We start from the raw sequence: 12,186 nt of genomic DNA on the forward strand, positions 1-12,186 counted from the left end.
AGTCGACCCCCATTTCTCTACCGCATTGAATTATACGCTGAACCAAAAACAAATTCCAATACTGTTTTTAGGCGGTAACACGGATTTTTTCGGTAAATATCCTCATTTCACTTATCTTTTGTTACTTTATCTTTCTCTCGCACTACTTTTACTGCGAATTTCGGCAGCGCAAGCATTCTTTTGTAACGCGTGGGTTCCTTGAGCAGCCGGTATAACCATTCTGCCCTTAATTTCTGGAAGGCAACAGGGGCACGGCGGCTCTTGCCGGAGATCACATCAAAGCTCCCGCCAACACCCATCATCACCGGGATCTGCAGCCGGGATTTGTATTTGGCGATCCATGGCTCCTGACTGTCCGCCCCTCTGGCGACAAAGAGCAGGTCAGGCTTCGTTTCAAGGATTCCACCCACAATTTGTTCATCCTCTGCCGGACCAAAATACCCGTCATGATATCCAGCGATGACAATACCGGGATATCTTGTTTGTAACCGGGAAGCCGTCTCGCGAATCACCTCAGGGGTTGAACCGAGCAAATAGACCCGCCAGTTGTAGCTTTCGCCTTGGTGCAATAATTCATGTAAAAGATCAAAACCCGCTACACGCTCTGCTACAGGCTCATGACAATATTTCGCTGCCCAGACCACTCCAGTCCCGTCAGGAACTACAAGCTCTGCTGATTTCATAATCTCCATATAAGACGGATTCTCCAGCGCCGCCATGACCATAATCGGATTGGCAGTAATTACCTGATGAGGTTCACGCTTATGAACCGCCTCCGTCAAATAGGATACGGTGGTCTTCATATCCGCCTTAGATACTCGTATGCCAAAAATAGGCACTGTAGGTAATGTACTTTCTGCTTTCACTTGTCACTCATCCTTTATGGCCGAAATATTGGGCGATTCTCCGGGCCGGAGTCTCAGCCTCTTGGGTCAGTGCCGCAATCAGTGGCTCCCGCTCCTGCTTCCAGCTCTCTCCTGACCTCAGCAGCTCCAGAAGCCCGGCAGCCACCGTGTCTGCCTCCAGCGTATCTGTCTTACCCACCGGCTTACAGGCAACCCGTTCAAGAAAATGATCGATCTTCGGATCATAAGAGACACCCATTACCGGGACACGCTGTCCCGCAGCATAGATAAGGCTGTGCAGCCGCATACCTATAAGCGCCTGGCACTGGCTTACCTCCCGCAGCATCTGCAGCGGATGAAGCGCATCTTCACGGATCGTTACCGATCCCCCATTGTCTTCTATTCTCAGGCCCATCTTCTGCATCACATAGCGGGAAGCCTCATTGTCCGCAGAATGATGGAAGGGCAGAAAGTGCACATGGAGCGGCTGCTCCGCAGAAGCTTTCACCAGGCCTTCGGCCAGCGCGTCCAGCTCTTGGCGGGACTGCTCCCAGAAGCGCACGGAGACACCTACAGTAGCGGGCGCACCTTGCAGCCCGGAATTGGGTGTATCCCCAGCTACCGGATTTGCTTCTGCATGTTGTTCTGTCTGCATATTCTCAGGCAATTCCAGACCCATAACCGGGTCGGGTACAACGTCTATATCGTCAATGCTAAGTCCCATAGACTGAAGCAGCAGGCGTGACTGTTCATCCCGCACGGAGATATAAGCACATTTACGGAAAATGGATTTGATCAGCGGATGAAACAGCTTCCGGTTCACCGGGCCGATCCCCTGGGCATAGATAAATGTCGGCTTCCCCATCCACTGGGCCAGCTTGATGATGCCCAGGTAATACGGAATGGTCTTGCTGCTTGTTACATCCTGGAGCAGGCTGCCCCCGCCGCTGATCAGACCCGCACTTTCCGATATGGCTCTGCGTACCTCTCCCAGCTTCATCCGGTGGACGGATTCCACACCGTATGTGGCTGCCGTCCACTCCGGATCAATTGATAATACCACAGGCTCCAGTGTTAATCCTGAGGCCTGAGACTGCTTGCGTAGAGCATTCAGAATGGACTGTAGAACAGCTTCGTCTCCGCTGTTGTGGAAGCCGTAAAAGCCGGAAATTATAATTTTTTGAGTAGCGGTGACCATCGTTTCCAACACCCTTCCGCGATCTGCCATACCCCAACAGCGATAATACCGATAATCAGGCCGAGTCCCAGACCAAGAAGTCCGCGAACCAGCGAGATCAGCACAGGCGAATGAATATGGGCAAAGGTATCCACCATAGACAACTGGCCGATGACTGCAATAATCATGATGAAGGCCGCACTCCGGTATTTATAAGCCAAGAATGCACCGAGGATCAGGAGCGGATGCGCCAGCAGGAACTCCTTGTTGCGCGGTCTTACCCCGACGGTGTTCTCCAGGAAGGTGCGCAGGAGCTTCTCCGGTCCACTTACACTTCCGGCATTCCCGGTCCGGCTTAAATAATACATTCCTACGATACCCAGTACACCGGCGGCAATGACCATAGCGAGTGTTATCGGCGTCCGCAGCAGTTTGCCGGTCTTGTTGAAGGCAAACTCTCCACGGTACAAGAGGACATAGAGTGCTGTAAGCCCGATCGGGGCCAAATGCAGCAGACTTACACCGCGGAACTGATCAAGCACCAGGGCGTAGGTAATATTATTCAGCAGGGCAATGACGAAAGGCACCGCACTGAATGTGATTAACGCAGTTCTGACATACAGGACCAGACTGTGCGTCAGCCGGCGGCGCGGGCTCATTACGGCAAAGGTTAACGGATTAGCGCGTAAAGGCGGGCCCATCTCATTAATTTTGCGGATAGCCAGCACTATTGCCAAGGTTGGCGCACTTATGGCTACGGCAAGCGCCAGCGCCTGCTCAAATAATGTCGGCTTCAGAATCAGCAGCCCGGCGCTGCCTACCAGTCCAAGTACCCATACAGGCAGAGTAAGCCAAGGAATGAAGTAGGAGAACAGCAGGGCAACCATAGCTACGGCTCCGATCACTGCAATCAGCTTAAAATAACGCTGGAAGGAGGAGTCGGCCACATCAAACGCTGTAGCTTGTCCAAGCTTGAAGCCATTAGACTCAATCTTGGCCACCGCACCCTCAGGTCCGCTGAGACTCTCAATCAGATTATCCAGCGTATCTGTAATGGCAGCCTTCTTGGTGTCTCTTGAGGGAATCGTGTTCAGATAGATCATGCGGATATTGCGGTCTTTCGTCCCCAGTGCGAACCGGTCTGCAATCACTTCAGTCTTCAGGCTGGAATCCGCCTCACTGAGTGAATACAGGCGAGTCACGTTGTAGTCCAGCATATAGGCCAGCTTGGAGAAGCCCTTCTGTTGAACTTTAATATTCTCGATAGCTGCAATCCCCATCCCGTGCTGCTTCAGGAGATTAGCGAAGGCTGTCAGACTGGCCATATCCGCATCATCGGAGTACCCCTTAACCGACTCGCCTTCAAAAAGAATCCGCTTGACGCCAAGCTCGGCGTAACGGTCCAGCAGCTTTTTCACGGCATCCTGATTGTACGCCAGAGAGTCTACAAGCCGGGGCACAATGCTGAAGCCCTTATCGTGCAGCATTTCCAGCGTGATCGGGTCCGGCTGCAGCGGCTTGAGCGTTGCATTCTCCAGCGGAGTCTCGATGATCAGCCCCTGCTGTCCGCGGTAGTTCCACTCTTCCGTCCGGATGTCCAGACTATTGAAGGCATCCCGGATAACCGGTGAGAGCATTTCACTGTTCTTCGCACTGGTAAAGAGGACATATGTATAGTTCTCATTCTCCGGAATCACAGTATCAGTAAGATTGGCGATATCAGACGCTCCCCAGATCATCAGGCGGCGCGCCTTGCGGAAATCCTCCAGTGTATTCTCGTAGATAGCCATACTCTGAACACCGGCAGTCTTCAGCCGGTCCAGCTGCTCGTTGATGTAATCCTGCGGATTCTCCCGGTAGCTCGCAACCTCAACCAGATCGCGGTAATCAAAGACAAACTCAACCGTTTTGGAAGACTTCTCTGTCTGTAGACGGTCATATACGACCGGAAGCGCACTGATCAGACCAACCACCATAATAATCCATAACCACTTGCGTGATGCTATATTCCAGCGTTGCCATTTCTGCTGCACCAAAGTACCTCCTCTTTCGCTTTAAAGCTGAATGCCGTACCTCACAGATGCCGCTCCTCTTGCCAGCGGCAAATTTAAGCGGAAACGGAGGTCTCTCCATCTGGAGCAGCTCCGTTTCCGCAGGGAGGTTATTTATTGTGTATTATTTCCCGTCTACCCGTGCCATAACCTGACTGGTCAATTCAGCAACCTTGTGCTTGGCGTTATCCAGTGATTCACCCACAACCGCAAAATACACTTTGATCTTCGGTTCCGTGCCGGAAGGACGCAGGCAGAACCACGAGCCGTCCGACAGCAAATACTTCAGCACGTTCTCCTTAGGCAGACCGTCAAGTCCCAATGAATAGTCCAGCACCTGTGTCACGGAAGCTCCCGCGATTTCGTGTGGCGGGCTGGTGCGCCAGTCATTCATAATCCCCTGAATCTGAGCCACTCCGTCCTTGCCTTTCAGCGTGCGGGATTCCAGGCTCTCCAGGAAGTATCCGAACTGCGCATACAGCTCTTGCAGCACATCGTACAGGGTCTTGCCCTGGGCCTTGTAATAGGCACCCGCTTCGGCGATCAGCATCGCAGCAAGGACTGCATCCTTATCACGGGCATAATTGCCGGCCAGGTAGCCGTAGCTTTCTTCATATCCGAACAGATACGTATACTCGCCGGACTGCTCGAACTGGTTCATCTTCTCCCCGATATATTTGAACCCGGTCAGGGTGTTGAACACCGTAGCGCCATAATGGCTGGCTACAGCAGCGCCCATCTCACTGGTTACAATAGTCTTGACTACAGCGCCGTTGGTCGGCAGCTTCCCTTGTTCCTGTAAACGGCTGAGGTAATAATGAATCATGAGCGCGCCGGACTGATTCCCGGACAGCACCACAAATTTGCCTTCATTGTCACGGACCACGGCGCCCATACGGTCAGCATCCGGGTCTGTACCGATCAGCAGATCTGCATTCAATTCTTCGCCCAGCTTCATCGCCAGAGTGAAGGCTTCGCGCTCCTCCGGATTTGGTGATTTCACGGTCGAGAATTCGGAATCCGGCTGCTCCTGCTCAGGAACTACATGCACCTGAGTGAAGCCGATCTTCTCCAGTACACGGCGGACCGGAAGATTGCCTGTCCCGTGCAGCGGCGTATAGACAATGGAGAAGTCGCGGCCCAGCGAAGAAGCGATCTCTTCACGGCCGACACTTACCGCAGCTACCGTATCCGTAAAGGCTTCGTCCGCTTCCGCCCCCAGCCAGTGCAGCAAGCCAGCGCTCTCAGCAGCCTCCTGAGACAGGCGCTTCACCCCATTGAAGGAGTCCACATTCAGAATATTAGCAATAACCTTCTCTGCTTCATGCGGCACCAGCTGTCCGCCCTGGGCGTTGTAGACCTTGTATCCGTTGTATTCAGGCGGATTGTGGCTGGCAGTGATCACAATGCCTCCCGAGGCCTTCAGATGGCGGACGGAAAATGACAGCTGCGGCGTGGAGCGCAGGGAAGAGAACAGATGAGTCTCAATGCCGTTACCGGCAAGAACAAGCGCAGCCTCCAGCGTAAATTCCGGCGAGAAGCGCCGGGAATCGTGAGCAATGACCACCGAGGGTCTGCCTGCGCCCGTATGCTGCCCTAGAATGTAATCAGCGAAGCCCTGAGTGGCCCGGCCGACCGTATAACGGTTCATCCGGTTACTGCCTGCCCCGATGACTCCGCGCAAGCCGCCTGTACCGAATTCAAGATCTCTATAGAATCGTTCTTCCAGCTCCTTCGGTTCACCGGCAAGAGCCTTCAGCTCTTCTTTGGTGTTCTCGTCGACAGAAGGGTCCTGCAGCCAACGTGTCAGGGTCTCCTGCGCCTTCGGGCTTAATCCAGTCATGTCAATCTCTCCTTCTCCATCTATAATGTATAAGTTTATAACAGGAACTAGCTGAGTGCGAACATAATCTCGCCGGAAGCTACCGTCTTGCCGTCCACCTTGGCGGTGGCTTGTCCTTTGCCGATGCTGCCTTTAAGCCGGGTAATCTCTACCTCAAGCACAAGGGTATCGCCGGGGACAACCTGTCCACGAAAACGGAAGCCGTCAAGCCCGGCCAGAAAACCGATTTTGCCCCGGTTGGCTTCAACTCCAAGAATAGCCACAGCACCCACCTGAGCCAAAGCTTCCGTAATCAGCACTCCCGGCATGACCGGAAATCCTGGAAAATGTCCGGCGAAAAACGGCTCATTTACCGTTACATTTTTGATGCCGACCGCCCGCTTGCCCATTTCTATTTCAGTAATTTTGTCCACCAGCAGAAATGGGGGCCGGTGGGGGATTATTTCTTGAATTTGATTGGTATTTAGCATGATTATTAAAGCTCCCTTCGGTTATAACCGCGTCTATGAACCTCCGCCTATAGCAGCACTTTTGTTTTATTCTTCGCCGCCCTGCATAAATATGGACAGCTTCGGCAAAAACTATAACTATCCTTCACCACCTGCAGCAGTGGAGGTTGAGATAAGGGGCTTTCTCCACCGCACGCGGCAGCATGGCGGAGAGGGCCCTTTTTGGCGCTCTTAGGGCACGCCATCATTATACATTTTTCAGTATAAAAAAGAAAACTCCCCTGCACAACAAGGGAGCCTCCGATATTGGTATACCATAACGTTTCAAGGTGCGAACACCAGATCATATACATGCTTCCAGGTGCTCCACAGGAGCACATCGCTTAGCTCCTTTTTGCCGAGGATCACATACCCTACGACCAGCCCGCCTCCAAGCGCGGCAACCAGCAGCAATGGAATCAGGAACCACTGGATAATGGACCAGGCCTTAATCCTGCGCCGCTTCACCGGCTGCTGCTGTTCCTCTTCTGCATTCTGTGCAGTCTTAACCTTCTCACGACTCATTCCTTCACCTCACGCGCGCATGTTATTAGCCAGGCCCAGCATCTGGTCACTGGAGGACAGCGCCCGGGCAGCAAGCTGATACGTACGCTGAATCTGCATCATCTCCGTCATTTCCCGGCTCAGATCCACGTTGGAGGATTCCAGATAGCCTGAACGCACGCCTACATCCTTCGCTGCGCCCGCTGCTCTTGGCACGAATGCCTGCTGCGCAGTCACACCATCAGCCAATACATAGAAGTTACCATCTACAGCTTGCAAAGCATTCTTACTGAGCGGCTCTACAATCATTAAGCTGCCGGCCAGGACCGGCGGCTGTTTCTCATCCGTCTTGGTCCACACCTGGCCACGCTCATCAATAGCAGCACTTACATTAGCCCCTACGGTGAGCGGGGTGCCGTTAGCACCCAGCACAGGGTTGCCGGTATTATCTACAAGAACCATCTTGTCCTTATTGGCGGTATCCGGGGTGAAGTGGAAATTCCCCTGGCGGGTATATGCCGTTTCACCGTTCACCTGAACGCCGAACAATCCGTTGCCTTGAAGCGCCAAGTCCGTAGGCTTCCCTGTCTCCTGGAGCGTACCTTCCTCCCAATTACTTGTAACTGTAGGCACACGCACCCCGAAGCCGATATTGAAGCCCAGCGGCATGCTGCGTCCAGTCTGGTCATAATCCTTGGATTGCTGCTGCACACGGGTAAGCACATCCTCGAACGAGCCTTCTTTACTCTTATAGCCATTGGTATTCATATTGGCAATGTTATCCGCTATAATATCCAGCCGCTGCTGCAGACTGGCCATAGAGACAGATGCACCGATTGTCGAGTTGTTCACGGGTCTAACCTCCCACAAGCTTGATAAGAAACTGGCTTACACTGTCAGAACAATGGTCCGTGCAGCCCGGCTATACTCTGCCGACTTCATTCACGGCCTTCTGCAGGCTGCTGTCGTAGAACTGGATCACTTTCTGATTCGCTTCATAAGCGCGGTAAGCGGCGTTCATATCCACAGTGACCTGAGTGGCATCCACATTGGAGTTCTCCAGGTACCCCTGCCGTACCTGCAGATTATCGGTTCCATTAGAAAAGCGGATGTCTGCGGCCTCGGCATCATCAGCGTGGAAGACACCATTACCATCACGCACCAGCTCCTGCGGTCTTGTGATGACACTGATTCCGATCCGGGTGCCCGAAGGCTGTCCTGTCAGATTATTCATCAGGTTACCCTGCCCGTCCACTTTAAGGTTATCCTGGGGCCCTGTCAATCTCAGCGGATTGCCATTACTGTCGAGCACCTTGAATCCGCCGGAGCTAAGCACTTCCCCTGTAGGGGCGACGGTAAAGCTTCCGTTACGTGTATATAAATTATTGCCTTCATTATCCTGAACTGTAAAGAACGCCTGCGGCCGGTAAGTGACCTCGCCATCCGGACTGATATGTTTACCGGAGCCGTCAAAAGCAAGACTTATGCCCGGATTGTCCGGATCATCGACCTGTAAGTCGGTAGATAATGCAAAATCTACACTTTTGCCGCTCTCAATGAGGTCGCCCTGCAGGTATTGGGAGACGGACTGCTCGGCAAAAACTCCGGTATTGATCCGTCCGACAGGCTTAGCAGCGCCCCCGTCCATCGCGGTGATCAGCACCTCGGGAAAGGCGTGGCTGACACTATCGACCTGCTTGTACCCCGTAGTATTTAAATTGACCATGTTCTGCGTCGCCGTATCATGTCTGCGCTGCTGCGTTACCATCCCTGCTGCGGCTGTATATAATCCTCTGAGCATGAGGTCAGTCCCTTCCTGGAATCTGCTGTTTTCCTTATTATCGGCAGGCTAGAACTTTTTCTTAACCACCTTGTCCAAATGATCGAGCATAATTCCCGTGCCCTTAACTACGCAGTGCATCGGGTCCTCAGCCACCCAGACCGGAACATGCAGCTGTTCGGAGAGCAGCTCGTCGAGTCCGTTAAGCAGGGCACCGCCGCCGGTCAATACGACTCCACGGTCAATGATATCTGCTGACAGCTCGGGCGGCGTACGCTCCAGCACCGACTTGGCCGCAGCCACAATGGAAGAGACCGGGTCCCACAATGCTTCCTTCACCTCGCCGGAGGAAATGGTAAGGGTCTGGGGAAGTCCGCTCACCATGTCGCGTCCGCGGATATCCATCTCTGCCTTCATCCCGCCCGGACGTACCGAACCGATGGTCACTTTGATGTCCTCTGCAGTACGTTCACCGATCAGGAGCTTATATTTCTGTTTGATATATCTTAAAATGGCATCGTCGAACTTGTCCCCCGCGATTTTAATGGAAGAGGCGGTAACGACGTCGCCCATGGATAACACGGCTACATCCGTCGTTCCGCCGCCAATATCGACGACCATATTTCCGCTAGGCTGATAAATGTCCATTCCTGCACCAATGGCTGCAGCTTTGGGCTCTTCCTCCATAAAAACTTCCTTGGCCCCGCTGCGCTCCGCTGCCTCACGGATGGACTTCTGTTCCACGGAAGTAATATTGGTGGGAGCACAAATCAAAATACGGGGCCGTGAATACCAGGTCCGGCCGCCAACGCTGTCAATAAAGTATTTGAGCATCATTTCCGTAATGGCAAAGTCGGCGATTACACCGTCCCGGAGCGGACGAATCGTCGTTATATTTCCAGGTGTCCGCCCAACCATCCGGCGTGCCTGTTCACCAATCGCAAGGACTCGCTTCGTATCAGTTTCAAGTGTGACGACGGAAGGTTCATCCAGAACGACTCCCCTTCCCTTAACATGAATGAGCACGTTGGCTGTACCGAGATCGATTCCGATATCCTTGCTAAACATAATGAAAGAGCCCCCAAAGTGTTATTTTAAATGAGATTAGTTAGATAGTACCAAATTTAAAAATACCATACTTTGGGGGGTGTGCACAATGGACTAAACCTGAATTATGGCCCGAAAATCCGAAAATCTTATGGCTTTGAGGCTACGGCAACCTCACGCTTCTTACCTGTGGTTTTCTTATATTTAATTTTTGTGGCTTCTCCCCCCCGAAGATGACGGATGGACTTGTGATATTCGAGAATGTGCTTCACCTGATCAGCCAGATCCGGATTGATTTCCGGCAGCCGTTCGGTTAAATCTTTATGCACCGTACTTTTTGAAACGCCAAATTCCTTGGCTATGGTCCGGACCGTGTGCCTGGTTTCTACGATGCAGCGTCCGATTTTAATGGTACGTTCCTTGATGTAATCGTGCACGCTCCCGCCTCCCAACTGTGAATAGTTTGGTACATTATATGAGGGGCGGGCCTATATATTCGCGCTTTCAGGACATGACAAGCTCCGGAAGGCTCATTTTATTTCTCGGACAACCCAAATCACTGCATTTCACAGCCTAATTTCCAGAATAGAACCTGCCGGACTGTCCATTTCAGGTCAAGTTGTATGTTCAGAAAAAAAACAGGAGGCTTTCGCCCCCTGCTGATCTTTCGGCTTAGCGCTGCGGAAGCAGATCCGAAGGATTCACAATCTTGCCGTCCTCATGCACTTCAAAGTGTACATGGTTGCCAAGGCTCTTCTCCATCTCATTGCGTCCCGCGGTTGCCAGCGTATCGCCCTGCTTCACTTCATCGCCCTGCTTCACTTTGGTTTCGCCAAGACTCTGATAGACCGTCTTCAGCTCGCCGGGGGAAGTAACCTCGATGACCTTGCCCAGTACAGCCACATCTTCCACTCGGGTAACTTCACCGCTGAGTGCCGCCTTCACATCAAACGACTTGTTGTCTTCACGGGCAATATCAATTCCGGTGTTGGTGACAAAGGTATTGTTGTACTGCACCATCGCTGCAATATGATTCTCTTCCGTGCCGTTCTCATCGTAGTACGGTTTGACCACTTCCACTTCACTCGGGCTGGCTACCGGCCAGACCAGGCTTTCGGCTGATGCGACGACTTCCAGGGCTTCGGGATCACCGTTTGCGGCTCCGGTTTTGCTGCCGGCCTCACCTTGGGATACTACCGCGGCGTTGTCCGGATTCAGCGGCTTCTGGCCGGCATCCTGATAGACCCACACCAAGGTTAGTATAAGTGCCGCTGCCGCCGTGTAGACTGCCGGGAATACCCACCGTTTGGATAACAGTCTGCTCCATGAAGAAGGCTTGGCGCCTGAATCTCCCTGCTTGTTTTTGAGAGATTCATCATGGGTTGATTTGATTTTGTCTTGTTCATTCATATGGTTATCACCTCAGTAACCAGTGTTACCGGGCGCTTCGCTTTTATACGTATCTTGCAGATTATTTTTTCAGGAGAGTTGAGATTCCGGTAAAAGTGACCCCGCTGTAGTAGTGTTTGAGAATCTGTGTGGCCGTCTTCCCCTGCTTCGCCATGCCGTTCGCCCCCCACTGGCTCATGCCGACACCGTGGCCGTTACCATATGTGGTGATCTGCACCTTCCCCGCTTGGCGCTTCCAGGTGAACTGGCTCGAGCGCAGCCCCAGCTTCTCTCTCACTTCCCGCCCGGTAAACACCTTCCCTCCGATAGAGATCTGTTTGATCCGGTGGCCGGCTGTAAGCGACAGTACCTCCGCTGGCAAGCTGGTAGAGGATTGAGAGGAGACTGGCAGCGCTTTGCCCGAAGCTCCCAGACTGGCTACTGCCGGAAGGTCCTTGGTTCCAAGGCCCAGCTTGCTGCGCAGCTCCGAATTGCTAAAGGTGTAGCTTACCGCCAGGTTCGGGGTAATCTGCAGCTCCCAAGGGCTGGCTACACTGCGCAGATAGGGAACCGCAGCATTCCAATACTCCTCGGAGTTCTCGGTATACCCTCCGCTGGAGGCGAAGAAGGAAGCCGTGATCGGCTGCCCCTGATAGGTCATGATGGTCCCGCGCGTCTCCAGGACCGCGCGGCGGATCTTCGCCAGTCCGGCGCGCTTGCTGCCGGATGCCCAGTCCCGTTCCAGCACGGCCTGCGATACGTAAGCCTGATGGCTTACCGTATCGCTCACATCCGCTTCAGGAACGGGTACCCCGCTGTGGTCGCCAGCGACCAGACGGCGGGCAATGAACGTGCGGGCCGCTACGGCCTGAGCTTTGAGCGCTTCGAGCTCAAATTCGGCCGGCATCTCGGCCGCCAGTACGCCGCTGACGTATTCCTCCAGCGGCAGGGTCTCGATTTGTCCGCTCCGCGACAAATAGACGGTTACCTCCGGCTGCGGCGCCTCTGCGGCAGCCGCCGGTGCCGGCGGCGCCGGAGCGGCCGTGGCCTGCGGCACGGCCG

Annotated in this window: 12 protein-coding genes; all 12 read right to left on the minus strand. The window is 53.5% G+C overall.

Annotation, left to right across the window (positions count from 1 at the left end; translation table 11 throughout):
* Positions 1 to 107: 107 nt before the first annotated feature.
* Positions 108 to 866 (minus strand): WecB/TagA/CpsF family glycosyltransferase, encoded by a 759-nt coding sequence (locus ACFSX3_RS23115; RefSeq protein ID WP_339220753.1) that lies wholly within the window; start codon positions 864 to 866, stop codon positions 108 to 110.
* Positions 867 to 873: 7 nt separating this feature from the next.
* Positions 874 to 2,043, minus strand: a complete 1,170-nt coding sequence (gene csaB / locus ACFSX3_RS23120; protein ID WP_209989383.1) for a polysaccharide pyruvyl transferase CsaB — start codon at positions 2,041 to 2,043, stop codon at positions 874 to 876.
* Positions 2,016 to 4,055 (minus strand): DUF5693 family protein, encoded by a 2,040-nt coding sequence (locus tag ACFSX3_RS23125; protein WP_209988936.1) that lies wholly within the window; start codon positions 4,053 to 4,055, stop codon positions 2,016 to 2,018. Before ACFSX3_RS23125 ends, csaB begins: the two co-directional genes overlap by 28 nt.
* Before the next feature lie 142 nt (positions 4,056 to 4,197).
* Positions 4,198 to 5,916: a phospho-sugar mutase gene (locus ACFSX3_RS23130; protein ID WP_209988939.1), complete on the minus strand. Its 1,719-nt coding sequence runs from the start codon at positions 5,914 to 5,916 to the stop codon at positions 4,198 to 4,200.
* A 47-nt stretch (positions 5,917 to 5,963) separates the two neighbouring features.
* Positions 5,964 to 6,386 carry a 3-hydroxyacyl-ACP dehydratase FabZ gene (fabZ, locus tag ACFSX3_RS23135; RefSeq protein WP_209988942.1) on the minus strand — a complete coding sequence of 141 codons (423 nt, stop codon included), beginning with the start codon at positions 6,384 to 6,386 and terminating at the stop codon, positions 5,964 to 5,966.
* A 303-nt stretch (positions 6,387 to 6,689) separates the two neighbouring features.
* Positions 6,690 to 6,929, minus strand: coding sequence for a DNA-directed RNA polymerase subunit beta (locus tag ACFSX3_RS23140; RefSeq protein ID WP_209988944.1), 240 nt, complete (start codon positions 6,927 to 6,929; stop codon positions 6,690 to 6,692).
* Between the two features lie 9 nt (positions 6,930 to 6,938).
* A complete protein-coding gene (locus ACFSX3_RS23145) occupies positions 6,939 to 7,760 on the minus strand; it encodes a flagellar hook-basal body protein (RefSeq protein WP_209988947.1) in 822 nt (273 codons plus the stop codon).
* A gap of 70 nt (positions 7,761 to 7,830) precedes the next feature.
* On the minus strand, positions 7,831 to 8,709 hold the full coding sequence (locus ACFSX3_RS23150) for a flagellar hook-basal body protein (protein ID WP_209988950.1): 879 nt from the start codon (positions 8,707 to 8,709) through the stop codon (positions 7,831 to 7,833).
* 48 nt (positions 8,710 to 8,757) lie between these two features.
* On the minus strand, positions 8,758 to 9,756 hold the full coding sequence (gene mreB / locus ACFSX3_RS23155) for a rod shape-determining protein (RefSeq protein ID WP_209988953.1): 999 nt from the start codon (positions 9,754 to 9,756) through the stop codon (positions 8,758 to 8,760).
* A 128-nt stretch (positions 9,757 to 9,884) separates the two neighbouring features.
* Positions 9,885 to 10,172: a sporulation transcriptional regulator SpoIIID gene (gene spoIIID, locus ACFSX3_RS23160; protein ID WP_019915029.1), complete on the minus strand. Its 288-nt coding sequence runs from the start codon at positions 10,170 to 10,172 to the stop codon at positions 9,885 to 9,887.
* Positions 10,173 to 10,407: 235 nt separating this feature from the next.
* Positions 10,408 to 11,145 (minus strand): peptidoglycan DD-metalloendopeptidase family protein, encoded by a 738-nt coding sequence (locus tag ACFSX3_RS23165; RefSeq protein ID WP_209988956.1) that lies wholly within the window; start codon positions 11,143 to 11,145, stop codon positions 10,408 to 10,410.
* Positions 11,146 to 11,206: 61 nt separating this feature from the next.
* Positions 11,207 to 12,186: stage II sporulation protein D (gene spoIID / locus ACFSX3_RS23170; protein ID WP_379313317.1), on the minus strand; the 980-nt coding region annotated here is incomplete at its 5' end.

The organism is Paenibacillus rhizoplanae, assembly GCF_042684125.1.
GTDB classification, from domain to species: domain Bacteria; phylum Bacillota; class Bacilli; order Paenibacillales; family Paenibacillaceae; genus Paenibacillus_AQ; species Paenibacillus_AQ rhizoplanae.

Excerpts from the sequence above, each read along its gene's own strand:
- csaB (WP_209989383.1), bottom strand. The coding sequence starts at position 2,043 with ATGGTCACCGCTACTCAAAAAATTATAATTTCCGGCTTTTACGGCTTC.
- ACFSX3_RS23130 (WP_209988939.1), bottom strand. The coding sequence starts at position 5,916 with ATGACTGGATTAAGCCCGAAGGCGCAGGAGACCCTGACACGTTGGCTG.
- fabZ (WP_209988942.1), bottom strand. The coding sequence starts at position 6,386 with ATGCTAAATACCAATCAAATTCAAGAAATAATCCCCCACCGGCCCCCA.
- ACFSX3_RS23140 (WP_209988944.1), bottom strand. The coding sequence starts at position 6,929 with ATGAGTCGTGAGAAGGTTAAGACTGCACAGAATGCAGAAGAGGAACAG.
- ACFSX3_RS23150 (WP_209988950.1), bottom strand. The coding sequence starts at position 8,709 with ATGCTCAGAGGATTATATACAGCCGCAGCAGGGATGGTAACGCAGCAG.
- mreB (WP_209988953.1), bottom strand. The coding sequence starts at position 9,756 with ATGTTTAGCAAGGATATCGGAATCGATCTCGGTACAGCCAACGTGCTC.
- ACFSX3_RS23165 (WP_209988956.1), bottom strand. The coding sequence starts at position 11,145 with ATGAATGAACAAGACAAAATCAAATCAACCCATGATGAATCTCTCAAA.